19 protein-coding genes are annotated in these 25,853 nt (G+C 66.7%); 4 read left to right on the top strand and 15 right to left on the bottom strand.

Annotated elements, in window-relative coordinates:
• The first annotated feature begins 100 nt into the window (after positions 1-100).
• Positions 101-1,651, top strand: a complete 1,551-nt coding sequence (locus AC5P8D_RS05090) for a BCCT family transporter (RefSeq protein WP_049453529.1) — start codon at positions 101-103, stop codon at positions 1,649-1,651.
• A gap of 148 nt (positions 1,652-1,799) precedes the next feature.
• On the opposite strand, the gene acnA is transcribed toward AC5P8D_RS05090, so the two are convergent.
• The gene (gene acnA, locus AC5P8D_RS05085) at positions 1,800-4,553 is read right to left on the bottom strand and encodes an aconitate hydratase AcnA (RefSeq protein ID WP_495203135.1); all 2,754 of its coding nucleotides are present in this window, start codon (positions 4,551-4,553) and stop codon (positions 1,800-1,802) included.
• A gap of 302 nt (positions 4,554-4,855) precedes the next feature.
• Between acnA and AC5P8D_RS05080 the strand changes: the two genes are divergently transcribed.
• The 3 genes from AC5P8D_RS05080 to acnB are packed head-to-tail and all read left to right on the top strand — an operon-like array spanning position 4,856 to position 8,120.
• Complete coding sequence (locus AC5P8D_RS05080; RefSeq protein WP_005409505.1) at positions 4,856-5,080, top strand: AbrB/MazE/SpoVT family DNA-binding domain-containing protein; 225 nt, start codon at positions 4,856-4,858, stop codon at positions 5,078-5,080.
• A 6-nt stretch (positions 5,081-5,086) separates the two neighbouring features.
• Complete coding sequence (locus AC5P8D_RS05075; RefSeq protein WP_005409506.1) at positions 5,087-5,485, top strand: type II toxin-antitoxin system VapC family toxin; 399 nt, start codon at positions 5,087-5,089, stop codon at positions 5,483-5,485.
• Positions 5,486-5,528: 43 nt separating this feature from the next.
• Positions 5,529-8,120, top strand: coding sequence for a bifunctional aconitate hydratase 2/2-methylisocitrate dehydratase (acnB, locus tag AC5P8D_RS05070; RefSeq protein WP_495203134.1), 2,592 nt, complete (start codon positions 5,529-5,531; stop codon positions 8,118-8,120).
• 160 nt (positions 8,121-8,280) lie between these two features.
• Here the strand turns inward: acnB and AC5P8D_RS05065 are convergent, their stop codons facing one another.
• From AC5P8D_RS05065 to AC5P8D_RS05000, 14 genes are all read right to left on the bottom strand, one after another.
• Entirely contained in the window at positions 8,281-9,354 is a 1,074-nt protein-coding gene (locus tag AC5P8D_RS05065) for a protein-glutamate methylesterase/protein-glutamine glutaminase (RefSeq protein WP_241874463.1), read from the bottom strand.
• Positions 9,351-9,947, bottom strand: a complete 597-nt coding sequence (gene cheD / locus AC5P8D_RS05060; RefSeq protein ID WP_014037083.1) for a chemoreceptor glutamine deamidase CheD — start codon at positions 9,945-9,947, stop codon at positions 9,351-9,353. The genes AC5P8D_RS05065 and cheD overlap by 4 nt, the downstream gene beginning before the upstream one ends.
• Positions 9,944-10,813 (bottom strand): CheR family methyltransferase, encoded by an 870-nt coding sequence (locus AC5P8D_RS05055; protein WP_049435029.1) that lies wholly within the window; start codon positions 10,811-10,813, stop codon positions 9,944-9,946. The genes cheD and AC5P8D_RS05055 overlap by 4 nt, the downstream gene beginning before the upstream one ends.
• A gap of 37 nt (positions 10,814-10,850) precedes the next feature.
• Positions 10,851-13,127: a methyl-accepting chemotaxis protein gene (locus AC5P8D_RS05050; RefSeq protein WP_329841270.1), complete on the bottom strand. Its 2,277-nt coding sequence runs from the start codon at positions 13,125-13,127 to the stop codon at positions 10,851-10,853.
• A gap of 728 nt (positions 13,128-13,855) precedes the next feature.
• Positions 13,856-16,234 carry a methyl-accepting chemotaxis protein gene (locus tag AC5P8D_RS05045; RefSeq protein WP_235651714.1) on the bottom strand — a complete coding sequence of 793 codons (2,379 nt, stop codon included), beginning with the start codon at positions 16,232-16,234 and terminating at the stop codon, positions 13,856-13,858.
• Between the two features lie 101 nt (positions 16,235-16,335).
• Entirely contained in the window at positions 16,336-16,719 is a 384-nt protein-coding gene (locus AC5P8D_RS05040; RefSeq protein WP_010482470.1) for a hypothetical protein, read from the bottom strand.
• A 136-nt stretch (positions 16,720-16,855) separates the two neighbouring features.
• Complete coding sequence (locus tag AC5P8D_RS05035) at positions 16,856-17,347, bottom strand: chemotaxis protein CheW (protein WP_010482468.1); 492 nt, start codon at positions 17,345-17,347, stop codon at positions 16,856-16,858.
• A 133-nt stretch (positions 17,348-17,480) separates the two neighbouring features.
• A complete protein-coding gene (locus tag AC5P8D_RS05030) occupies positions 17,481-18,254 on the bottom strand; it encodes a flagellar brake protein (protein ID WP_029550863.1) in 774 nt (257 codons plus the stop codon).
• 158 nt (positions 18,255-18,412) lie between these two features.
• Positions 18,413-20,662: a methyl-accepting chemotaxis protein gene (locus AC5P8D_RS05025; RefSeq protein WP_197601978.1), complete on the bottom strand. Its 2,250-nt coding sequence runs from the start codon at positions 20,660-20,662 to the stop codon at positions 18,413-18,415.
• Between the two features lie 386 nt (positions 20,663-21,048).
• The gene (locus tag AC5P8D_RS05020) at positions 21,049-23,040 is read right to left on the bottom strand and encodes a chemotaxis protein CheA (protein WP_057504312.1); all 1,992 of its coding nucleotides are present in this window, start codon (positions 23,038-23,040) and stop codon (positions 21,049-21,051) included.
• 45 nt (positions 23,041-23,085) lie between these two features.
• Entirely contained in the window at positions 23,086-23,451 is a 366-nt protein-coding gene (locus AC5P8D_RS05015; protein WP_005409521.1) for a response regulator, read from the bottom strand.
• Positions 23,448-23,756, bottom strand: coding sequence for an STAS domain-containing protein (locus AC5P8D_RS05010; protein ID WP_014037092.1), 309 nt, complete (start codon positions 23,754-23,756; stop codon positions 23,448-23,450). The genes AC5P8D_RS05015 and AC5P8D_RS05010 overlap by 4 nt, the downstream gene beginning before the upstream one ends.
• A gap of 112 nt (positions 23,757-23,868) precedes the next feature.
• Positions 23,869-25,074, bottom strand: a complete 1,206-nt coding sequence (locus AC5P8D_RS05005; RefSeq protein ID WP_053442966.1) for a chemotaxis protein CheW — start codon at positions 25,072-25,074, stop codon at positions 23,869-23,871.
• Positions 25,071-25,853, bottom strand: a complete 783-nt coding sequence (locus tag AC5P8D_RS05000; RefSeq protein ID WP_019338560.1) for a ParA family protein — start codon at positions 25,851-25,853, stop codon at positions 25,071-25,073. The genes AC5P8D_RS05005 and AC5P8D_RS05000 overlap by 4 nt, the downstream gene beginning before the upstream one ends.

Below are 25,853 nucleotides of genomic sequence, written 5' to 3'. Positions count from 1 at the left end.
AATCAATAAACCCTGGGATGCGCTCGCGCCCCACGCCATGGGCCCGGTTTACCGGTCCGGCCCCGCCCATGTGCTCCCTCGGACTTGATGAGACGACCCCATGTCTTCCCTGGCTCATCCCAAGCGTTCGCCCCTGCGCTTGAACCGTTTTGTGTTCTTCAGTTCCTCGGTGTCGATCGGCATCCTCGGGCTGCTCACCGTTCTCTATCCCGAAGGCAGCGAGCACTGGCTGCAATGGGCGCAGGCCGAAGTGTCGGCCGCGTTCGGCTGGTGGTACATGCTGCTGATCGTGCTGTGCCTGGGCTTCGTGCTGTGGCTGGCGTTCTCGCCGTATGGCCGCATCCGCCTGGGCCACAACGAGGAGTCACCGGCCTTCGGCTACGTCGCATGGGTGTCGATGCTGTTCTCGGCCGGCATCGGCATCGCGCTGCTGTACTACGGTGCCTACGAACCGCTGGACCATTTCCTCAATCCGCCCGGGCAGCCCGGCGGGACTGTGGCCGCCGGCCGCGAGGCGATGGTGCTGACCTTCCTGCACTGGGGCCTGCACGGCTGGGCGCTGTACGCGCTGGTCGGCGTGGCGCTGGGCTACTTCGCCTACCGCCGCGACCTGCCGCTGGCGTTGCGCTCGGCGCTGTACCCGATCTTCGGTGAGCGCATCCATGGCCGCATCGGCGACATGGTGGATGGCTTCGGTATCCTGGCTACGCTGATCTCGATGGTGACCAACCTCGGCATCGGTGCGCTGGTGGTGCAGTCCGGCCTGGTCTACCTGTTCCACATCCCGGATACGCCGCAGGTGCTGGTGGCGATCGTGCTGGTGATGATGGTGGTGGCCACCATCGGTGTGGTGGCTGGCGTGGAAAAGGGCATTGCCTGGCTCTCCAACCTCAACGTGCGCCTGCTGTGCGGTCTGCTGCTGTTCGTGCTGGTCACCGGCCCGACCCTGCACCTGTTCGACGGCCTGATCCAGAACACCGGCGATTACCTCGGCGCGTTCGTGCGCAAGAGCTTCGACATGTACCTCAACGACCCGAAGGGCCGTGAGTGGATGGGTTCGTGGACACTGTTCTACTGGGCCTGGTGGATCGCCTGGGCGCCGTTTGTCGGCCTTTTCGTGGCGCGCATCTCGCGTGGCCGCACCATCCGTGAAGTGATCATGGGCGTGCTGCTGATCCCGCTCGGCTTCACCCTGGCCTGGCTGTCGATCTTCGGCAACACCGCCATCGACCTGGTGCTCAACCATGGCCAGGCGATCCTGGGTGAGGTGGCCCAGCACGATGCGGCGATGACGCTGTTCAAGCTGCTGGAATACCTGCCCGCCGCGCCGTATGTAGCCGGTGCCGCGGTGGTGATCGGTTTCGTGCTGTTCCTGACCCCGGTCGATTCGGGCACGCTGATGATCGCCAATCTGTGCACCCGTCGTGTCGATGACGGCGTCGAGGACGGTCACGACGCACCGATCTGGCTGCGCGTGTTCTGGGCGGCCGGCATCACCGTGGCCAGCGTCGGCCTGCTGCTGGCCGGCAACTTCAGCGCGATGCAGACGGCGGTGGTGCTGTGCGGCCTGCCGTTCTCGTTCACCCTGGCGTTCTACATGTGGGGCCTGCTGAAGGCGCTGCGTACCGACCCGGACGCACCACGCCGGTGAGCGCTTCTGTAGAGCCGAGCCCATGCTCGGCTGCTGTTGGCGCAGAACCAGCAGAGCCCATGCTCGGCTCTACAGGGGGGCATCGCAAACGCAAAGGGCCGGATCCGCAAGGATCCGGCCCTTTCCTCAATCGGGCGCAGCCGCGCCGTTACTTGCTGGCCAGCTGGCGCAGCACGTACTGCAGCAGACCACCATGACGGAAGTACTCGACTTCCTTCGGGGTCAGCAGCATCACCGACACCTCGAAGGTCTTCTTCGTGCCATCGGCCTTGGTCGCGGTGACCGTGGCGCGCTTGCTGGCGCCGTCCTGCAGGCCGGTGATGTCGATCACCTCCGAGCCGTCCAGGCCCAGGCTCTGTGCGTTCTCGCCGTTGCGGAACTGCAGCGGCAGCACGCCCATGCCGACCAGGTTGGAACGGTGGATGCGCTCGAAGCTTTCGGCGATGACCGCCTTCACCCCCAGCAGCAGGGTGCCCTTGGCCGCCCAGTCGCGCGACGAGCCGGTGCCGTATTCCTTGCCGGCCAGCACCACCAGCGGCACCTTGTCGGCCTTGTACTTCATGGCCGCATCGTAGATCGCCAGCTTCTCCGGCTGGCCGCCGCCGGCCGGGTAGTACAGGGTGTTGCCGCCTTCCTCGCCACCGAACATCAGGTTCTTGATGCGGATGTTGGCGAAGGTGCCGCGGACCATCACGTCATCGTTGCCGCGGCGGCTGCCGTAGCTGTTGAAGTCGGCCGGCTGCACGCCGCGTTCCTGCAGGAAGCGGCCCGCCGGCGAGTCCTTCTTGATGTTGCCGGCCGGGGAGATGTGGTCGGTGGTGATCGAGTCGCCGAAAAGGCCCATCACGCGCGCGCCGTGCACGTCATCGATGCTGCCGGTCTGCATGGTCATGCCATCGAAGTACGGCGGATTCTTGATGTAGGTGGAGGCATCGCTCCACTCGTACAGATTGCCGTCCGGCGAGGCGATGGTGTTCCAGCGGGTATCGCCCTTGAACACGTCGGCGTAGTTCTGCTTGAACATTTCCGGGCCGACGGTCGCTGCGATGACATCGCCGATTTCCTTGTTGCTCGGCCAGATGTCGCGCAGGTATACCGGCTGGCCATCGCTGCCGGTCCCCAGCGGCTGGGTGGTCAGGTCGATGTCGGTGGTGCCGGCGATGGCGTAGGCCACCACCAGCGGCGGGCTGGCCAGGTAGTTCATCTTCACTTCGGGGTGCACGCGGCCCTCGAAGTTGCGGTTGCCCGACAGCACCGAGGTGACCACCAGATCGCCGGTGGCGATGCCGGCGCTGACTTCGGTCGGCAGCGGGCCGGAGTTGCCGATGCAGGTGGTGCAGCCGTAGCCGACCACGTAGAAGCCGATCTTCTCCAGCTCCTTCAGTACGCCAGCCTTTTCCAGGTAGTCGGTGACCACGCGCGAGCCTGGGCCGAGCGAGGTCTTGACCCACGGCTGGCGGTTCAGGCCCTTGGCGGCCGCGTTGCGGGCCAGCAGGCCGGCACCGATCATCACCGCCGGGTTGGAGGTATTGGTGCAGGAGGTGATGGCGGCGATGACCACTGCACCATCCTTCAGCCGCACCTTGCGGCCTTCGATCTCGATGTCGGCGTAGCCCTTGGCCAGCTGCTCGTTGCCGACCGCGGCGCCGCCGCCTTCATTGACGAAGGAGGAGACGTCGTCGCTGCGCTTGTCACGGTTGGCGGTCATGCCGACCAGCGCTTCGCGGTAGTTCTTCTGCACGTCTTCCAGCAGCACGCGGTCCTGCGGGCGCTTGGGGCCGGCCAGCGACGGCTTCACCGTGCCCATGTCCAGTTCCAGCGTGGTGCTGTACTGCGCATGTGCACTGTTGGCGTCGTGCCACAGACCCTGCGCCTTGGCGTAGGCTTCGACCAGATCGATCTGCTCTTCGCTGCGGCCGGACAGGCGCAGGTAGTTCAGCGATTCGGCGTCGATCGGGAAGATGCCGCAGGTGGCGCCGTATTCCGGGGCCATGTTGCCGATGGTGGCGCGGTCGGCCAGTGGCAGATGCTGCAGGCCGTCACCGTAGAACTCGACGAACTTGCCGACCACGCCCAGCTTGCGCAGCATCTGGGTGACGGTCAGCACCAGGTCGGTGGCGGTGGCGCCTTCGGGCAGCTTGCCGGTCAGCTTGAAGCCGACCACCTGCGGGATCAGCATCGACGACGGCTGGCCGAGCATGGCTGCCTCGGCCTCGATGCCGCCCACGCCCCAGCCGAGCACGCCGATGCCGTTGATCATCGTGGTGTGGCTGTCGGTGCCGAACACGGTGTCCGGGTAGGCCACCGCCTTGCCGTCCTTGTCCGCGGTCATCACCACGCGGGCCAGGTTCTCCAGGTTCACCTGGTGGACGATGCCGGTGTTCGGCGGCACCACCTTGAAGTTGTCGAAGGCTTTCTGGCCCCAGCGCAGGAAGCCGTAACGCTCCTGGTTGCGCTGGAATTCGATCTTGCCGTTGAGGTCCAGCGCGTCGGGCTTGCCGAACACATCGACCTGCACCGAGTGGTCGATGACCAGTTCGGAGGGGATCTGCGGGTTGATCTGCTCCGGCGAGCCGCCGAGCTTGACCACCGCGTCGCGCATCGCGGCCAGGTCGACCACGCAGGGCACGCCGGTGAAGTCCTGCAGGACCACGCGCGCCGGCATGAAGGCGATTTCGGTGTCCGGTTCGGCCGCCGGATTCCAGCGGGCCACGGCTTCGATGTGGTCCTTGCCGACGGTGATGCCGCCATCCTCGTGCCGGAGCAGGTTCTCCAGCAGGATCTTCATCGAGTAGGGCAGGTGGGAGATATCGAAGCGCTGGCCCAGCGTGGGCAGGCTGAAGTAGTCGTAGGTCTTGCCGCCGACGTTCAGCTGGCTGCGGGTGGAGAACGAATCGCTCATGCGGGGTAACTCCTTCTTGCGGATGGCTTGCACTGGCCCGCGCATGGGCGGACCTGCTTGCGGTCGCCGTGGGCCTGGCGGCCCCGGTGGTCCCAGTATGAACCCCAGACTGAATGGATTCATCCGGGCCGGGTTCCGGCCTGCGGCATCGGTTCCAGACTACAGGGGAAGGTGTATGGCGTATGTCACGTTTGTGGCCGATCCTTTGCGAGGCAAGGGCTGGCGGGGCGCCGGTCCTGTTCAGGGTGGAAGTATGCCCGGGGAAGTATGTATAATTTGTGCATACTCTGGAGGGCCTACCGATGGAAGCCACTGTTGCAGAACGCGGACAGATCACCCTGCCCAAGGCGGTGCGTGACGCCCTCGGCCTGACCAAGGGCACGCTGCTGAAGGTCGAGCTGGACGGCAGCCGCATCATCCTGCGCAAGAGTGTTGACGATGCCATTTCACGGGCGCGCGGCAAGTTCGCGCTGGACGGCTTCGAGTCATCCGACGCGGCCGTACGCGCGGTGCGTGACGAGGAGTAAGCCGTGATGATCGCCGTCGATTCGCCGGTGCTGGTCGAGCTGCTCAGCAATGGTCCGCAGGCCGATGCGGTGGAAGCCATCCTCAGGCAGAGCCTGGTCGGTGGCCGCGTGGTGGTCTGTGGCGCGACCCTGGCCGAAGTCTGCGCATCGCTGCGCGGCGGCGCCGAAGTGCTGGAAGCACTGGAAGAGATGGGCGTGCACTTCAACCCGATGGAAGCCAAGTCGGCACTGCGCGCCGGCGAGATGCACCGCCGTCATCGCCAGCGCGGCGGCAGCCGCCGCAGCCTGGACGAATTCATGGTCGGCGCCCACGCACTGCTGCAGTGCGACGGCCTGATCACCTGGAACGACACGTTTTACCGCGACTACTTCAAGGGCCTGAAGCTGATCGTGCCGCAAGCCTGAGCCCACTTTGTTATTTCAACCTACGCATTACCCGGGAGTTGTCATGTTGGAAGCCTACCGCCACCACGTCGCCGAGCGCGCTGCGCTTGGCATCCCGCCGCTGCCGCTGAGCGCGCAGCAGACGGCCGATGTCATCGAACTGCTGAAGAACCCGCCGCAGGGCGAGGCTGAGTTCCTGCTCGACCTGCTGACCCACCGCGTTCCGGCCGGCGTCGATGACGCAGCCAAGGTCAAGGCCTCGTACCTGGCCGCGATCGCGCTGGGCAGCGAGCAGAATCCGCTGATCAGCCGCGAGCGCGCCACCGAACTGCTGGGCACCATGCTCGGCGGCTACAACGTCGCCCCGCTGGTGCAGCTGCTGGACGATGCCAGCGTCGGTGCCATCGCCGCCGACGCGCTGAAGAAGACCCTGCTGGTGTTCGACGCCTTCCACGATGTGCAGGAAAAGGCCAAGGCCGGCAACGCCAACGCCCAGGCCGTGCTGCAGAGCTGGGCTGATGCTGAGTGGTTCACCAGCAACCCGGAAGTGCCGCAGAGCCTGACCGTCACCGTGTTCAAGGTGCCGGGCGAAACCAATACCGACGACCTGTCGCCGGCGCCGGACGCGACCACCCGCCCGGACATCCCGATGCACGCCCTGGCGATGCTGAAGAACAAGCGCGACGACGCGCCGTTCACCCCGGAAGAGGACGGCAAGCGCGGCCCGATCCAGCAGATCCTGGACCTGAAGGACAAGGGTCACCTGGTCGCCTACGTTGGCGACGTGGTCGGCACCGGTTCTTCGCGCAAGTCGGCCACCAACAGCGTGCTGTGGTGGACCGGTGATGACATTCCGTTCATTCCGAACAAGCGTGCCGGTGGCGTCTGCCTGGGTTCGAAGATCGCCCCGATCTTCTACAACACCATGGAAGATGCCGGCGCACTGCCGATCGAGCTGGATGTGTCGAAGATGGAGCACGGCGATGTGGTCGAGCTGCGTCCGTACGAAGGCAAGGCGCTGAAGAACGGTGAAGTGATCGCCGAGTTCCAAGTCAAGTCCGACGTGCTGTTCGACGAAGTGCGTGCCGGTGGCCGCATTCCGCTGATCATCGGCCGTGGCCTGACCGGCAAGGCGCGCGAAGCGCTGGGCCTGGCTCCGACCGACCTGTTCCGCCTGCCGGTGCAGCCGGTCGACACCGGCAAGGGCTTCTCGCTGGCGCAGAAGATGGTCGGCCGCGCCTGTGGCCTGCCGGAAGGCCAGGGCATGCGCCCGGGCACCTACTGCGAACCGAAGATGACCTCGGTCGGCTCGCAGGACACCACCGGCCCGATGACCCGCGACGAGCTGAAGGACCTGGCCTGCCTGGGCTTCTCGGCCGACCTGGTGATGCAGTCGTTCTGCCACACCGCCGCCTATCCGAAGCCGGTGGACGTGAAGACCCACCACACCCTGCCGGAGTTCATCTCCACCCGCGGCGGCGTCTCGCTGCGCCCGGGCGACGGCGTGATCCACAGCTGGCTCAACCGCATGCTGCTGCCGGACACCGTCGGTACCGGTGGTGACTCGCATACCCGTTTCCCGGTGGGCATTTCGTTCCCGGCCGGTTCGGGCCTGGTCGCCTTCGCCGCGGCCACCGGCGTGATGCCGCTGGATATGCCGGAGTCGGTGCTGGTGCGCTTCAAAGGCAAGATGCAGCCGGGCGTGACCCTGCGTGACCTGGTCAACGCGATTCCGCTGTACGCGATCAAGTCGGGCCTGCTGACCGTGGCCAAGGCTGGCAAGAAGAACATCTTCTCCGGCCGTATCCTGGAAATCGAAGGCCTGCCGGAGCTGAAGGTCGAGCAGGCGTTCGAACTGTCCGATGCCTCGGCCGAGCGTTCGGCGGCCGGTTGCTCGGTGCGCCTGAACAAGGAACCGATCATCGAGTACCTGACCAGCAACATCACGCTGCTGAAGTGGATGATCGCCGAGGGTTACCAGGATCCGCGTTCGTTGCAGCGCCGTATCGAGAAGATGGAAGCGTGGCTGGCCAACCCGGAGCTGCTGGAGCCGGATGCCGATGCCGAATACGCTGCCGTCATCGAGATCGACCTGGCCGACATCCACGAGCCGATCGTGGCCTGCCCGAACGATCCGGACGACGTGAAGACCCTGTCCGAAGTCGCTGGCGCCAAGATCGACGAAGTGTTCATCGGTTCGTGCATGACCAACATCGGTCACTTCCGTGCCGCTGCGAAGCTGCTGGAAGGCAAGCGTGACCTGCCGACCCGCCTGTGGGTGGCCCCGCCGACCAAGATGGATGCCTCGGAGCTGACCAAGGAAGGCGTGTACGGCACCTTCGGTGCCACCGGCGCACGCATGGAAATGCCGGGCTGCTCGCTGTGCATGGGCAACCAGGCGCAGATCCGCGAAGGCTCCACCGCGATGTCGACCTCGACCCGCAACTTCCCGAACCGCCTGGGCCGCAACACCAACGTGTACCTGGGTTCGGCGGAACTGGCCGCGATCTGCTCGCGCCTGGGCCGCATCCCGACCAAGGAAGAGTACATGGCCGATGTGGGCGTGATCGCCGCCAGCGGCGCGGAGATCTACCGCTACATGAACTTCGACCAGATCGAGGAGTACCAGGACGTGGCCAAGACGGTCGCTGCCTGATGCGGTAACTGAAAACCCCCGGCTCGCGCCGGGGGTTTTTGTTTGCGGGATGCCCTGTGGCGCCGAATCCATGCCCGGCTGCTGTTCGCGCGATCCGCGATGAGTCGAGCGTGGCTCGACTCTACAAAGGCATCCACGCATGGCGTGGATCCACTTCGCGTCAGCTGCGGGCGAGGGCGAGCAGGCGTTCCGCTATGCGTTCCAGTGGTACCTGTTCGTCCGCGGCGCCGAGCTTGAACGCTGCACCGGGCATGCCCCAGACCACACTGGTCGCCTCGTCCTGGACCAGTGTGGGCGCGCCGGCCTGGCGCATCTCCAGCAGGCCGCGTGCGCCGTCATCGCCCATCCCGGTGAGTATGGCACCGATGGCGTTGCTGCCGGCGTTCTGCGCGACCGAGCGGAACAGCACGTCCACCGCAGGCTTGTGCCGGTTCACTGCCGGGCCGTCGTCGACGCGGCAGCGCCAGCGCGCACCGTCACGGATGATCCGCAGGTGCTTGCCACCCGGCGGCAGGTAGGCGTGGCCGGGCAGCACCGCTTCGCCGTCGCTGGCCTCGCGCACGGCCATCGCCGAGTGTCGGTCCAGGCGTTCGGCAAAGGCGCTGCTGAAGCTGGCCGGCAGGTGCTGGGTCATCACCACGGCGGGCGCGTCGGCGGGCATGCCTTCCAACACCACGCGCAGCGCTTCGGTGCCGCCGGCTGACGAGCCGATCGCGATCAGGCGGTCGGTGGTGCGGAACTGCGGTGAGGCAGGGCGCATCGAAGGAGCTGCGTCCAGTGTGAGCTTCGGGACCGCAGCGCGCACCAGCGGACGTACCCGCGAGCGCGCTGCCATCTTGACCTTGGCGATGATCTCGTCGGCGTAGGCCTGCAGGCCGCGCGCCACGTCCAGCTTCGGCTTGGAGACGAAATCCACCGCGCCCAGCGCCAGTGCCTGCAGGGTGGTGTCGGCACCGCGCTCGGTCAGCGAGGAGATCATCACCACCGGCAGCGGGTGCAGCCGCATCAGGTTTTCCAGGAACGCCAGGCCGTCCATGCGCGGCATTTCCACGTCAAGCGTGATCACGTCCGGGGCCAGGCGCTTGATCTTCTCACGCGCCAGCAGCGGATCTGCGGCGGTGCCGACCACGTCGATGGCCGGGTCGCTGGACAGGATTTCCGTGAGCATCTGCCGCACGACGGCAGAGTCGTCGACGATCAGGACCCGGCAGGGGGCGTTGCCGGTCAGGGTCATTCGAACAGCTCCACGCCGCCGGTGACCGGGGCCTTGGACAGGCGTGCACGCACCGCCGATTCGGTCGCGGCCACCTCGGCTTCATGGGCGTGCGGCAGGCGCTGCACCACCACGCGGCCGGTATCGGCGAAGAACCAGATCTTGCGCGGATGGATGCCGCACAGGTCCTCGGCGATGATCGGAATATGCTCGGCCTGCAGGTACTGGCGCACGAACTCGGCGTTGCGCGTGCCGACCGGATTGCTGGTGAAGCCCTTGAGCACGTTGGCGCCGCCGAACACCTTGGCTTCGATGCGCTTGCGGTGGGCGCCGCGCTTGAGCATGTCGTTGATCAGCAGTTCCATCGCGTAGCTGCCGTAACGCGCGGGCGCGCCGTCGCCGGCATTGCCCTCGGGCAGCAGGAAGTGGTTCATGCCGCCGATCTTCAGTACCGGGTCGCGCAGGCACGCGGCCACGCAGGAACCCAGCGTGGTGGTCAGCGCGGTGGTGTCGTCCACCACCAGGTACTGGGTCGGCAGCAGCTTGGCCGCGATGGTCTGGAAGCGCGCATCCTGGTAGCGCATCACATCGTCGGTACGCAGCGAGGCGTTCATGCGCCGGCCTTTGCCGCACGGCGATACAGCGTACGGCCGCAGGGCTGGATCAGGTCGGCGGCGTGCAGGTAGTTCTCCGAGTGTCCGGTGTAAAGCAGGCCGTCATCGGCCAGGTGCTGCACCAGGCGGCCGAGGATCGCGCGCTGGGTTGGCTTGTCGAAGTAGATCATCACGTTGCGGCAGAACAACGCATCGAACGGGCCGCCGACGTCGTAGCGCGGGGCAAGCAGGTTCAGTGGGCGGAACTCGATCAGCTCGCGCAGTGCCGGCAGCACGCGGCACTGGCCCTCGTTGGGGCCGCTGCCGCGCTGGAAGTAGCGCCGGCGCAGGTCCGGGTCGAGGTTGGTCACACGGTCGATGTTGTAGACACCTCGGCCGGCGGTGGCCAGCACCTGGGTGTCGACGTCGGTCGCGATGATGCGCACCGGCGGCTTCAGCGTACCGAAGGCCTCACAGGCGGTAATCGCCATTGAATAGGGTTCTTCGCCGGTGGACGCTGCGCACGACCACAACAGCAGCGGCGTGCGGCTGGAGCGCTGCTGCAGCTCCTCGCGCAGCTTGTCGAAGTGATGCGGTTCGCGGAAGAACGAGGTCAGGTTGGTGGTCAGGGCGTTGGTAAACGCCTGCCACTCGTCGCCGTCTTCCTGCTCCAGATGGTCCAGATACTGCTGGAAGCTGCGCATGCCCAGCGTGCGCAAGCGGCGCGACAGGCGGCCATAGACCATGTCGCGCTTTGCCGGGGCAAGGGCGATGCCCACGCGCTGGTAGATCAAGTCGCAGACGCGGCGGAAATCACGGTCGGCGAACTCGAATTCGCGCGGGCCGGTGACGATGGGAGTGGGACTTTGCACGGGGGACGTGTCCATCGGCAGAGGCGGCGGCCGAAGCCGCCGCGGGTGGGTCTCAGAATTCCTGCCAGTCGCTGTCGCTAGCGACGAAGGTGCTGGCGTTGCTGCCGGCGCGGCGGACCGGTGCCGGCGCTGGAACCGGCTGCGGGCGCGCCACGGCGGCGGCAACACGGACCGGCTCGACACGCGCGGCCACCGCCTTCATTGCGGCGGAGACCTGGTTGTCCAGGCGGAAGATCGCCACGGCGTCGGCCAGCTGGCCAGCCTGTTCTTCCATCGCGCGCGCGGCAGCGGTGGCTTCCTCCACCAGTGCGGCGTTCTGCTGGGTGGTCTCGTCCATCTGCACCACGGTCTGGTTGACCTGTTCGATGCCGGCGCTCTGTTCCTGCGAAGCCGCAGAGATCTCGGCCATGATGTCGGTCACGCGCTGCACCGAGGCGACGATCTCGCCCATGGTGCTGCCGGCCTGGTGGACCAGGCTGGAGCCCTCGGCAACCTTGCCGACCGAATCATCGATCAGGCCCTTGATCTCCTTGGCGGCGGCGGCCGAGCGCTGGGCGAGGGTGCGCACCTCGCTGGCGACCACGGCGAAGCCGCGGCCCTGTTCACCGGCACGTGCGGCTTCCACTGCAGCGTTCAGCGCCAGGATGTTGGTCTGGAAGGCGATCCCGTCGATGACCGAAATGATCTCGGCGATCTTCTTCGACGAGGCTTCGATGGCCGACATGGTGTTGACCACCTGGCCAACCACGCTGCCGCCTTGAGAGGCAACACCCTGTGCGCCGATCGCGAGCTGGTTGGCTTGGCGGGCATGCTCGGCGTTCTGGCGTACGGTGGAGGTCAGCTCCTCCATCGACGCGGCGGTTTCTTCCAGGTTCGCAGCCTGCTGCTCGGTGCGACGCGACAGGTCGCTGTTGCCCGAAGCAATCTCACCGGCGGCCAGGGTGATGCTGGAAGCACTGGCCTGGATCTGGCCGACGATCTGGGTCAGCTGCGCGACGGTTGTGTTGGCGTCGTCACGCATGCGGGCGAACACGCCCTGGTAGTCACCCTGCATGCGCGCGGTCAGATCACCTTCGGCGATGGCCGACAGCAGCTGCGAGAGCTTGCCGAGGTTGTCATCGCTGACCGCCATCATCGCGTTGAGGTTTTCCAGCATCAGGCGGAAATCGTGATCGAAGCGCTGCGCATCGCCACGGCGGCTGAAGTCGCCGGCGGCGGCGGCACTGGCCAGTTGCTTGATCTCGGCGTTGATGCGGCCGAGGTTGGTCTTGACCGTGTCGACGGTGGTGGTCATTGCGGCCTTCTCGCCGGGGTAGCGCGCGATGTCGCGGCTCAGGTCGCCGACCGCGTACTGCTGTACCACGTCCAGCACGTCATGCAGGGTCTGCACGTGGCCGCCTACCAGGGCGTTGGTTTCCTGCACCATCAGCCCGTACTCGCCGGGGAAGGCACTGGCGTCGATGCGATAGCTCAGTTCGCCGGCATCGTGGCGGCGGGCCATTTCGCGCTGGCCGCCGATCACTGCGTGCAGCTGCTGCTGCATGCCGGACATGGCGTCCAGCAGGCGACCGGGTTCGTCATGCGCCTGCGGACCGATGTGGCTGTCCAGCTTGCCGCGGGCGATACCCTCGGCGACGGCCGTTGCCTGCTTCAGCGGCACGGCGATGCGGTTGCCGATGAGCCAGCTCAGGGCCAGCACGATCAGTACCAGCACGCCACCGGAGACGGCCATGATGGCGGTGAACACCAGCGCCTGCTTCTGCACGTCGTCCATGTAGACGCCGCTGCTGACCACCCAGTTCCAGGGCGCGAACAGGCCGGCGTAGGCCACCTTCTCGACCTCGCCCTTGCTGCCGGGCTTGGCCCAGCGGTAGTTGACGAAGCCGCCACCGGCCTTGGCTGCTTCAACCTGGTCGTAGTAGATGCGCACGCCGTCGTCGGTGCGGAAGTCCTTCATGTCCTTGCCGACCAGATCCTTGCGGAACGGGTGCATCAGCAGGCGGTAGCCGGTGTCGTAGATGTTGAAGTAGTAGGCATCGCTCTCGGCGCGCATCACTTCCAGCGCCTGCAATGCCGCGCTCTTGGCAGCGTCCTCACTGAGCTCGCCGGTACCGGCCAGCCGGTGATAATGCTGGAGGATGCCGTAGCTGAGTTCGACCTGGGTCTTCAGCGCGGTCTTGCGGGTCTCGGTGAGGTCCAGGTACTGCATGCGGGCGGCGATCACCGAGAGCGCGATCACGCCGAGCGCGATGAGCAGCGTCAGCAGGTTGAGCTTGCGCCGGACGGAGAGGTTGCTGAAGTAGTGTTGCCAGCGATGCAGGAGATTCATCGAGCAGGACCAGGTCGAAGCGGGCGGGCGGCGCCGAGCCGGTCAGCGGCGGGACAAGCCGTGACAACCCCGTTATCGGCCGATGGGGCGGGGGATTGAGGCGCAGTGTCCGAACGTATTCAGGTTTCCTTGCAGCGGCGGCTGCGGCGCTGCCTGCGGCAGGCTTTTGAAGCAACAGCAACAGCAACAGCGGCTGGTCGGCGCTGGATTGTCAGTAAGTGGCTGGGCCGGGGTGGGCAGGCAGGACACGCCATAAACCCGTCCATGGGGCTCGATGGCGCCATCCATGGCGCCAACGGTCCTGCCTGCCCACCCCGGCCCAGCCCTCCCGGCATTTCGGTGTCGGACGGCAAGAGCGTTGGGTTTCCAGGTGGAAAGAGGGGGCAGATCCGTTTTCCTGCGGAAAACGGATCTGACCCCGGAAGCAATACGGCTGTTGCTCTTGCTCTTCTTTCTTCAATCCGGGGTGGACGCGCACGGAAAATGTCTGTGGCCGGGAGGGTGGGTTGCGCAGGGGTGTCCGCGGCATGGATGCCGCGGCCAAGCCCCCAGGGACGGGTTTACGGCGCCCCCTGCGCAACCCACCCTCCCGGCCAGCCCTCAGTAGCCAAGCACTCTCCGCGACCACCACGAGGGGCTTCGCCGTTGGCTGGATATCCAGATACCCCGTAAACGAAAACGCCCCGGCGCAGGGCCAGGGCGTCTTCGTGGATCAGGTCAGGCTGGAATCAGAACTCCTGCCAGTCCCCGTCGGCCAGTTCCGTGGCCATCGGGCGACCACCCGCGCTGCGGCGGGCGGGCGGGGCGGCCGGAGCCGGTGCCGCCGGTGCGGCAGCACGCGGGGCCGGGGCCGCGGCGACGCGCGGTGCAACCACGGTATCGGCTTCGTCGACCACGAAGATCGACACGGCCTCGCTGAGGTGGCCGGCCTGTTCTTCCATCGCGCGGGCGGCGGCGGTGGCTTCTTCCACCAGTGCAGCGTTCTGCTGGGTGGTCTCGTCCATCTGCACCACGGTCTGGTTGACCTGCTCGATGCCGGCGCTCTGTTCCTGCGAGGCCGCAGAGATCTCGGCCATGATGTCGGTCACGCGCTGCACCGAGGCGACGATCTCGCCCATGGTGGCGCCGGCCTTGTGTACCAGGGCCGAGCCGTCGTTGACCTTGCCAACGGAGTCGTCGATCAGGCCCTTGATCTCCTTGGCGGCAGCGGCCGAGCGCTGGGCGAGGGTGCGCACCTCGCTGGCGACCACGGCGAAACCACGTCCCTGTTCACCGGCACGTGCGGCTTCCACGGCGGCGTTCAGTGCCAGGATGTTGGTCTGGAATGCGATGCCGTCGATGACCGAGATGATTTCGGCGATCTTCTTCGACGAGGCTTCGATGGCCGACATGGTGGTGACCACCTGGCCGACCACTTCACCGCCCTGCGAGGCGACGCCATGCGCGCCGATCGCGAGCTGGTTGGCCTGGCGGGCGTGTTCGGCGTTCTGGCGCACGGTGGAGGTCAGTTCCTCCATCGAGGCAGCGGTTTCTTCCAGGTTGGCAGCCTGCTGTTCGGTACGGCGCGACAGGTCGCTGTTGCCCGAGGCGATTTCGCCGGCGGCCGAGCTGATCGCACGGCTGGACTGCTTGATGCGGGTGACGATCTCGCTCAGCTGCGCGGCCGTGGCGTTGGCGTCGTCGCGCATGCGGGCGAACACGCCCTGGTAGTCGCCATGCATGCGCACGGTCAGGTCACCCTGCGACAGCGCGGCGAGCAGGCCGGAGATCTGTTCGATGCTGCCGGCATTGGCGTCCAGCAGGCCGTTGATCTGCTGGGCCAGCTGCAGGAAGAAGCCTTCCTTGTCGCTGGAATCGATGCGGCCGGACAGGTCGCCGGCGGCTGCCTGGGCGATCACGCGCGCCACTTCGGCTTCCACCTGCGCTTCCTGGGTACGGTCGCGCCATTCCACCACGTAGCCGACGGTGTCGCCGCCTTCATTGCGGATGGTCGAGACCACCTGGGCGAACTGGGCATCGCCGTACTGCATCGGGCGACGGGCCACGCCGTGTGCCTTCAGGTTACCCAGCAGGGTCTGGTCCATTTCACCGCGGTGTTCAAGCACGGTGACCGGCTTGCCGATCAGCGAGGCCTGGGCGTCGAAGTCCGGCAGGTCGCGGCGCACTTCGTCCTGGTACTGGCTCAGGGTCTGCTGCAGGGCGCGGTTGCTGTAGACGATGGTGTTGCTGGTGTCGGTCAGGTACACGCCGGTCGAGCTGTAATCCAGCGCCGTGCGGATGCGCAGGTTCTCGCGCGCCACGGCCTGGTCGGTTTCGATGCGCTCGCGCAGGTCGCGCTGCATGCGCTGCATGGCCTGCATCAGTTCGCCCACTTCATCCTGGCGGCTGACGTCGATGTGGCCATCGAGCTTGCCGCCGGCCACGTCGTTGGCAACCGACACGGCGCCGCGCACGCTGCCGACCAGGGCGCGGGCGAACAGCCAGACCAGCACCAGGCCGAGCGCGGCGCCGCCCAGCAGGGCGATCACGGTCAGCACGGCCGAGGCGGAATACGTGGAGGCGGCCTGTTCGCGCGACGCGCGGGCGAGGCGGTTGTCTTCGGCGATCAGCGCTTCCAGCGCCGAGGCGGCCTTGCGGTGCTTGGTGCGGGTTTCGCCGACGAAGGTATCGATGGCGTCGTCCGGCAGGTCCAGTTCCAGCATCTCGGTGACGCTGTCATAGGAGGCCAGGGCGTCCTTCCACTCCTTGGCGAAGGTGTCGAACAGCTTCTTCTGCTGCGCGTTGTCGACCAGGGTCGGATACTCCTTGATCGACTTGTCCATGCTCGCGCGCAGCTCGACGCCCTGCTTGCGTGCATCCGCCTTGACGTCGTCGCTGGCGCGGATCAGCTGCTGGTAGGCGGCGTTGCGGTATTCACCCAGCATGCCGCGCATCTCGCCGGCCATGCGGATGCTCTCCATGCGAGAACCCGCCAGCTCGGTGGTGACATTGTTCAGCGAATGCAGGCCACGATAGGCGACGATGCCCTGCAGCAACATCACCAGCAGGAGGACGCCGAAGGTCAGCAGCAGCTTCGGCATCAGTTTGAGGTTGTTGATCCACGGCATGGGCGTTGCGATCTCCTAAGGCAGACGCGTCCGGGCGTCGGGCCCGGTTGCAGCAGAAACCACGCCGGCACCAGGTCCGGCGTGGTTCGACGGACAGCGGATTACTTGATGTTGGCCAGCTTCAGGCCGGCCGGCGAGCTGACTTCGATTTCCGCGCGCGAGGCGTCGCGCTGGATCTTGCCGATCACGCAGACGGTCTTGCCTTCCAGGGTTTCCAGCGGGAAGGAGAACTTGCCGCGGTTCTCGCCGGCGATGCGCGCCGAGAAGGTGTGGCGCGGGAAGGCGCCGCCCATGTACAGGAAGGTCGGCTGGCCTTCGGAACCTTCTGCGTAGCGGGCCTTCTCGACCTTGCCGCAGACCATGCCGTCCTTGCCGACCGAGCGCGGTGCCAGTTCCGGCGGGATCATGTCGGCCGACTGGGCAAACGCGGCGGAAGCGGTGGTGGCCAGGACAGCGGCCGAAACGAACGCAAGCAGGGACTTCATCGAGGTGTATCTCCGGGGATGGTGATGGTCGTTCCGGTTCTGCGCGCTCCTGCGCGACCGGCTTCTGTCCCCCTATCGGCACTGCTGGAGGGAACTGAAGGGTTGTGTGACCAGAACGTGAAGCAGGTCCGCTTGATCAGGCGGCGGCGTCTTCAACGACGTTGGCCTGGCCCATGTCGGCGCTGTCCAGCAAGGTCTCGATGTCGAGCAGGATCAGCATGCGGTCGTCCTGCGTGCCGATGCCGGAGATGAAGCGGGTATCGACGGCGGCGCCGAATTCCGGGGTCGGGCGGATCTGTTCGGCCGACAGCGGGATCACGTCCGAGACGCTGTCGACCACGATGCCGACCACTCGGTCGTCGACGTTCAGCACGATCATCACGGTGAAGGCGTCGTAGCGGGCGTCGTCCAGGCGCAGCTTCAGGCGCAGGTCGATGACCGGGACGATGGTGCCGCGCAGGTTGATCACGCCCTTGATGTAGTCCGGTGCATCCGGCACCCGGGTGACCGCGTCATAGCCGCGGATTTCCTGCACCTTGAGGATGTCCACGCCGTAGTGCTCGGCACCGAGGGTGAAGCTGAGGAATTCGCCACCGGCGCTGGCGGTGGAGCTGGTCTTGTCGTTCATCGAGGGGTCCTGGTTCTGCCGGAAGTCCCGGTGTCAGGCTCGATATCGGCCCCTCGTCGGGGGACTTTAGGTGTGGGCCCCGCGTTGTCGCGAGGTTGCCGGCCAGCGGCCGGCACTACCGGTTGGACGAGCCCTACAGCTCGCCGTTGCGGCGCGCCTTGCGCTGGCGGTCGATGCGGAAGATATAGCGTTGGATGGCGCTGTCGGCGCCACGTGGCAGGATGTCGAAGCGCATGCCCACGCGCTTGATCTCGATGCCGTTGGGTTGGCGCTGCGGCAGCAGGTTGCAGACGACCAGCTCGATCTCCAGGTCCGGGCCGTCGGGCAGCGACAGCACCGCCGGGTAGCGCTTCTGCAGGCTGAACACCGCGCAGTCGGTAGGCACGGCCACCGCCAGGCCGCCACCACTGATGTCCACCACCCGCATCGACAGCGCTTCGGCGCGGCTCTCGCCGGCGGGGACCAGCAGCTGGGGCGAATCGGTGACGGGCGTCTCCAGCCGGTACATCTCACGTCGTTGCAGATGGACCAGCTCGTCCGGCAGAGGGGCGCGGAAGGCGACGTGGCCGTCATTGTCCACACGCTGCAGTGCCTGCAGGCGGAACCGCACCAGCACGCGTTCGAGCTGGGCGAAGCACAGCAGATGATCGGCCTGTTCGGCGGCGCGGTTGGACGCCTCCTGCGGGCTGCCATCGAGCAGCAGGGTGTCTTCGTCCTCGTCGAGCTCAAGCAGCGCGGTCGGGAACGAGCGGTCGCGGCCGTCGATATGCGCATTGATCAGTGATCGCTGGTCGATCAGCGATCGCAGCAGCTGCCGCAGCTGGCGCGGATTACGGACCAGGAAACGTTCGTCAGCGGCGTCAGCCGCGTGGACATCATGCACTGCAGTGTCGTTGCCGTCGGACATGGAATCTACGGTCAGGGGCGGGCGCCAGCACGCGTTGGCGCGAGGCTCGATGGGGATATCGGCCACTGTGCCGGATTATGAAGTGAGAATTGCATCACTTTCCATGCGTCCGGGGTCGGATCCCCTTCCCGAAGGAAAGGGATCCGACCCCGGGTACATCAGAACTCCTGCCAGTCGCCGTCTGCGGCCAGCGCCGGCTGGGCTGTCGCGGTGCGCAGCGTACGCGCCGGGACCGGCTTTGCGGCCGGTGCGGCGGCTGCAACCTGGCGCGGTACCGGTGCCGCCAGCGGGCGTGCCGGGATGGCCGTCGTGCCCTGTGATGCCAGCCGGAAGCGGGCCACGGCTTCACCCAGCTGCACGGCCTGGTCTTCCATTGCACGCGCGGCGGCGGTGGCTTCCTCCACCAGCGCGGCGTTCTGCTGGGTGGTCTCGTCCATCTGCACCACGGTCTGGTTGACCTGCTCAATGCCGGCCGACTGTTCCTGCGAAGCAGCGGAAATCTCGGCCATGATGTCGGTCACGCGCTGCACCGAGGCCACGATCTCGCCCATGGTGCTGCCGGCCTGGTGGACCAGGCTGGAGCCCTCGGCAACCTTGCCGACCGAATCATCGATCAGGCCCTTGATCTCCTTGGCGGCAGCCGCCGAGCGCTGGGCGAGGGTGCGCACTTCGCTGGCGACCACGGCGAAGCCGCGGCCCTGTTCACCGGCACGCGCGGCTTCCACGGCGGCATTCAGCGCCAGGATGTTGGTCTGGAACGCAATGCCGTCGATGACGCTGATGATCTCGGCGATCTTCTTCGACGAGGCTTCGATGGCGGACATGGTGGTGACCACTTGGCCGACGACTTCACCGCCCTGCGAGGCGACGCCATGGGCACCGATGGCGAGCTGGTTGGCCTGGCGGGCGTGCTCGGCGTTCTGACGCACAGTGGAGGTCAGTTCCTCCATCGACGCCGCGGTCTCTTCCAGGTTGGCGGCCTGCTGCTCGGTACGGCGCGACAGGTCGCTGTTGCCCGATGCAATCTCACCGGCGGCCAGGGTGATGCTTCCAGCGCTGGCCTGGATCTGGCCGACGATCTGGGTCAGCTGGGTGACGGTGGTGTTGGCGTCGTCACGCATGCGCGCGAACACGCCGTTGAACTGGCCGTCCATGCGTGCGGTCAGGTCGCCGGCGGCGATCGACTGCAGCAGCTGCGAGAGCTGGCCGAGGTTGCCGTCAGCCACCTGCATCATGGTGTTGAGGTGCTCGATCATCAGCTTGAAATCGTGCTGGAAGCGCTGTGCGTCGCCGCGCTGGCTGAAGTCACCGGCGGCGGCCGCCGCAGCCAGGCGCTGGATCTGTGAATTGATCGCCAGCAGGCTGGCCTTGGCCGCATCCATCGACTCGTGCAGGATCGCGCGGCTGCCGGGCAGGCGGCGTGCATCCGGGGTCAGATTGCCGATGGCATACTGGTTAAGTACTTCAATGGCATCGACGATCGCATCGAGGTGTTCGAAGATCACCGTGTTGATGCCGTTGGCCAGCTGGCCATAGACGCCCGGGAAATCTTCCGGAATGCGGTGGCTGATGTCCGGGCCGGCATGCATCTGGGCCATCAGCTGGGTCTGCTCGCTGAAGCGGCGCAGCATCGCGGTCATCTCCGCGGTGGCGGCCAGCATCTTGCCGGCCTCGTCCTTGCTGGTGGCCTGGGTGCTGACGCTGAGGTCGCCGCGGGAAACTGCCTGGATGGCATGCACGGCCTTGCCCAGCGGACCGGTGACCGCACGCGAGATGACGATGGCCAGCGCGGCGGCCACCAGTGACAGCAGTACGATGCAGCCGATGATGGCGATCATACTGTTGCGATGGGTGGCGTTGGCGTCGGCGATCTTGCCGTCCATCTGCCCGGCGATGTGGGTGCCCAGTGCCTTCATTGCAGCGAACAGGTCGCGACGTGCCGGGCGCGACTGCTCGTCGGAGATCTGCTGCGCCAGGGCGCCGTCACCGGCGGTCACGGCGTCGCGCATCGCCTTGTTGGCGGCGAAGTAGCGATCCAGCTGCGTTCTGGCCGCGCGATAGAGTTCGCGCTCCTTCTCCAGCGCCGGCAGCGCCGAGTACGCCGCCAGTTCGTCATGCACGGCTTTGGCGGTGTCGTCCATGCGCTTGTTGTAGTCGGCGACCTTCTCCGGCTGGTCCAGCATGCTCAGCTGGGCCAGTTCGTAGGTACGGAACTCACCGAGCTGCGAGCGCGCCTCGCCCAGGTGCTGGACGGAGGGGATATCGTTGCCGGCCATCTCGCGCAGCTGCGCGTTGGCTTCGCTCAGGCGCAGCAGGGCGAACGCGCCGAGGACCAGGGTCATCAACGTGGTGAGGGTGAACCCCACGGCCAGCTTGCGGGCGATGGGCAGATCTTGGAACCACTTCATGCAGGGTGCTCCAGGTGGGCAGAGTGCTGGCGTCTGTGCGCCGGTTTGGGGGTGGTTGCAGAGCGAACGGTGGTGCCCGGTGGGGGTTCGGTGACGGCCGTCAAAGCGAAATAGCGGCGCAGTCCGGATGGACTTTATGGATGCAGATCACATTCGGTTGCGTAGGGATGACGGCGCGAAAGCGTTGCAGCGACGCGGCTTCGCTTGGATGAAGTGGTTACGCCCGCAGCCATCGTGTCGACGGAGTTCACGATTTGGTATCGGGGTGCCGTCCCGCGATCAGATCCCTTTCCTGCGGAATGGAATCTGATCCCACTGGCAGGGCGAACACAAACAGAAACCGCCGCCCGGAAGGGCGGCGGTCCAGTAGACGCCTGCAACGTGGATCAGGCGGCCTGCGGCATCCGCAGCGAACGCACCAGCCCGCCGATGTCGACGATCAGGGCCACGCGGCCATCGCCGAGGATGGTGGCACCGGACACCCCGCCGATGCGGCGGTAGTTGTTCTCGATGTTCTTCACCACGACCTGTTGCTGGCCGACCAGTTCGTCCACTTCCAGCGCGATCTTCTGGCCATCGCCTTCGACCACCACCACCAGCGATTCGCTGCCCGGCGCACGGTTGCCGTAGCCGTAGTATTCGCTCAGCGACAGGATCGGCAGGTACTCGCCACGTACGCGCAGCACGCGGCCTTCGCCGGCCATGCTGCGGATGTCCTCGGCCTGCGGCTGCAGGGCCTCAAGCACATAGGCCAGCGGCAGGATCAGGGTTTCGCCCGCGACTGCCACGGTCATGCCATCGAGGATGGCCAGGGTCAGCGGCAGGCGGATCAGCGTGCGGGTGCCGTTACCAAGGCTGCTTTCGATCTGCACCTCGCCACCCAGCGCCTGGATGTTGCGGCGGACCACATCCATGCCGACGCCACGGCCGGACAGGTCGGTGACTGCATCGGCGGTGGAGAAACCAGGCTGGAAGATCAGGTCCCATACCTGCGAATCGGTAGGATTGTCCGGCACTGCCAGGCCGCGTTCGTGGGCTTTGGCCAGGATCTTGGTGCGGTCCAGGCCGCGGCCGTCGTCGCTGACTTCGATGACGATGTGGCCGCCCTGATGCGAGGCTGCCAGGGTGATGGTGCCGGTTTCGTCCTTGCCCGCGCCGCGACGCACGTCCGGCATCTCCAGGCCGTGGTCGATCGAGTTGCGCACCAGGTGCACCAGCGGGTCGGCGATCTTTTCGATCAGGCCCTTGTCCAGTTCCGTGCCTTCACCGACGGTGCGCAGGCGGACCTGCTTGCCAAGGCGGCTGGACAGGTCGCGGACCAGGCGCGGGAAGCGGCGGAACACCGCATCGACCGGCAGCATGCGCACGCCGATCACGGCTTCCTGCAGGTCGCGGGTGTTGCGTTCCAGCTGGTCCAGGCCGGCGAACAGGCTCTCGGCGTGGACCGGGTCCAGTGCGTGCGAGACCTGCTTGAGCATGGCCTGGGTGATGACCAGTTCGCCGACCAGGTTGATCAGCGCATCGACCTTGTCGACGCTGACTCGGATCGAGGTTTCGGCTTCCTGGCTGGCGCCGCCGCTGGTGGCGGGCGCAGCAGGCGCCGCCGGTACGACGGCAGCCGGTGTGGAAGGGGCGGTTGCAAGGGGCGCCTGTGTAGCCAGGCTCGGCGGTGCGGCCGGACGGATGTCCAGTTCGCAGTCGTCCAGTACCCAGGCGAAGGTGTCTTCGATCTTGCTGCGCGGCACCTTGCCGACCAGGCCCAGATCCCACGCCAGATGGGCCTCGAGCGGGTCGAGCTGGGCGAAGCCCGGCAGGCGTTCCATGCGCGCGGCGACCTGCAGCGAACCGAGATGCTCCAGTTCGCGGATGATGCGCAGCGGGTCGTTGCCGCTCATGAACAGCGACGGTGCCGGGGTGAAGCCGATCTGCCAGGCTTCCGGCGTATCGTCCACCTTGGCCGCGACGGCAGCGGGGGCGCTCGGTGCGGCCTGGCCGGAAAGGACCGCTTCCAGGCGCGCCTTCACCGCAGCGACTGCAGCCGGATCGGCAGCCTGGCCGTGTTCGGCTTCGCGAAGCAGGGCGCGCAGCACGTCCACCGAGGACAGCATGGCGTCGACCGCGTGGCCTTCCAGCGCCCGCTTGCCGGCACGCAGTTCATCGAGCAGCGTTTCCAGCACGTGGGTCAGGCCGGCGATCGTATCGAAGCCGAAGGTGCCGGCGCCGCCCTTGATCGAGTGGGCGGCGCGGAACACCGAATTGATGATCTCCGCGTCCTGCTGCCCCGATTCCAGGGCCAGCAGGCCAGCCTCCATCGCGTCGAGGCCTTCGCGGCTCTCCTCGAAGAAGGTGGCGTGGAAGCGTTGCAGGTCCATGCTCATGGCAGTGGTGGTCCGGAAGCGAAGAGGGGGAGCGGTGGCGGGCGATCAGCCCAGCACTTTCTGCACGGTGGCGACCAGCTGTTCGGGATTGAACGGCTTGACCAGCCAGCCGGTGGCGCCGGCGGCCTTGCCTTCGGACTTCTTGTCGGCGGCCGATTCGGTGGTCAGCATCAGCAGCGGGGTGAACTTGTAGTCCGGCAGCTGGCGCAGTTCGCGAATCAGCGCGATGCCGTCCATGTTCGGCATGTTGACGTCGGTGACCACCGCATTGAAGCGCTGGCCCTTGGCGCGACCGAGCGCGACCGCGCCGTCTTCGGCTTCTTCGACGGCAAAACCGGCCGAGGTGAGGGCGAAGGAAACCATCTGGCGCATCGACGCCGAATCGTCCACCACCAAGATACGTGCGCTCATGCAGCGTTCTCCACAGATTTCAGGTTGTCATGGGTTACGTCCAGGCCCAGGGCCTGGGTGACGCCCAGCAGGCGCGCGGCGTCACGGAAGGTTGCAGTGCAACCGTGGAAGCCGGTGCCGAGACCTGCCTCGCGGCGGGCCTGCACGAACGCACACAGCACCTGCACGGCGGCCGTGTGGATGCGGGCGACCTGGCTTGCATCCAGGGTCAGCTCGCCTGCCTGCGCCACCAGCGGGGCGAGGCGGTTCTTGAGCTCGGTGGTGCTCTCGATGCCGAGATCCCCACCCAGTTCGACAGTGCTCATCGTTGCTCCGGACAAACGGTTCCGTGATCCATAACGGCACCCCGGCGGGGTTCTTTAGGGGAATTGACGCGGTGCGTCCCCGACAGGCAACGCGTCGGCGCAAAGCGCCGACTCAGCTCAACAGCCGCGTGGCATCCAGCAGGATCATCGGGCGCTGGCTGACCCGGGCGACGCCGCGGAACAGGTCGTTGGAGATCTGGCAGATGCGCGCGGTATCGGGCGGTTCGATCTGCGAATCGGTGAGGTTGGCGACATCTTCCACCGCCGACACGCGCAGGCCGATGGTCTCGCCGTCTTCTTCCAGGACCACGATACGGGTCTGTGAGTCGTCTTCGGCGGCCGCGGCTCCAAGGTGCAGGCCCAGATCCATCACCGGCACCACCTGGCCGCGCAGGTTCATGATGCCGAGCATGGCCGGTGCGGTGCCGCGCAACGGCAGCAGCGGCACCGGCAGCACCACTTCCTGCACCTTCAGCAGTTCCAGTGCATAGGCCTGGGTGCCGCAGCGCAGGCGCAACCAGCGCGAGGTGCGCTCGCCGGCGCGTCGGTTCTGCGGATGCGGACTGCTGGCGGGCCGATGTGCCTGTGCCTGCAGTTCCTGCCAGCTGTTCGGACGGTTGCCTGCTGGCGCGTCCACGGCCACGCGCGGTGGCGGCGCGGCATCGGTGCGTGCCGCTGGAGCGGGTGCTGCGACTACGGCCGGTGGTGGCGCAGGAACGTCCTCGCCGCCTGCTGCGGCCTCGAATGCAGCCTGCAGGCCGGGGCTGTCGGTGTGGGCGAGGCGATGGCTGTCGGCCGTATCGGTCTCGTAGATCACTTCGTCCGGCAGATCGTCCCAGGTGGGTTCCGGACCTGCCTTGGCGGCAGCCGGAGCAGGGGGCGTCTCGTGGATCACCTCGTCAGGCAGGTCATCCCAGGTCGGTTCGCGCTCGGGAGCGGCGACAGGCATTGCGGCGGCCTCGAAGGCGGCTTCCAGTGCTGCGTCGTCCTCTGCCGGGGCAGCAGCAACAGTCTCCGTTTCGTAGATCACCTCGGCCGGCAGGTCGTCCCAGGTCGGCTCGCGCTCGGGCGCGCCAGCAGCGGCCTCGAATGCAGCTTCCAGCGCAGCGTCGTCCTCAATCGGCGTGGTGGCTGCGGTGTCGGTCTCGTAGATCACTTCGGCCGGAAGATCGTCCCAGGTCGGCTCGCGTTCGGCGTCCGCTGCAATCGCCGGGCACGCTTCGTCGCTGGCCGGCGGCGGTGCAGCCGGTGGCGCCACGGCGATCGCTTCGCCCAGCAGTTCGTCCAGATAGTCGTCCAGTACGCCGGTGCTGTTCATGCGGCCTGCTCCAGGGCGCGGGCATCCTCGCCGAGGATCCAGTTGAGGGCGCGGCGGTAGGCAGCCAGGCCGCGGCCCGGGTAGTCCTCACCAACGCTTGGCAGGGTCAGGCCGGCGGCGTTGCTGATGCGGGTGTCGATGGGAATGGCGTCTTCCCAAACGCGGGTGCCGTGACGATCCTGCATCGTGCGCAGCGATTCGTTGCCGGCGCGGGTGCGGCGGTCGAACAGGGTGGGCAGAATCGAGATCGGCAGCGGGCGGCGGCGCGAGCGCTCGACCATCTCGCCGGTGCGGACCATCCCCTCCAGGCCATGCAGAGCCAGCGGCTCGGCCTGGGTGGGAATGATCAGGCGGTCGGCCGCGGCCAGTGCGTTGATCATCAACAGACCGAGGGTGGGTGCGCAGTCCAGCAGGATGTAGTCGTGCTGCCCCTGATGGCGGGCAAGCGCGTTCTGTAGGGCCAGGCCGAGGCCGGGCTGGTTGGCGCTGCGGCGTTCCAATGTGGCCAGCGCGGATTGTGCACAGACATAGTCCAGGCCGTGGATGCTGCTGGCATGGCACAGGCTGGAAAGATCGGCCGGCGGTGCGCCGAACAGTTCCAGCACGCCGGCCGGCGGCGGATCCACCGGCACGCCGAAGGCGCGGCTGAGCGAGGCGTGCGGATCGAGGTCGATCAGCAGCACGCGATGGCCAAGCGCGGCCAGGCCACGGCCGAGGGCAAGGGTGGTGGTGGTCTTGCCGACTCCGCCCTTCTGGTTGGCGACTGCCCAGATGCGCAT

It is taken from the genome of Stenotrophomonas sp. YJH_SMC_101-4 (assembly GCF_059370395.1).
The sequence above is the reverse complement of the archived record's forward strand: the minus strand, read 5'-3'. Positions and strand labels throughout refer to the sequence as shown.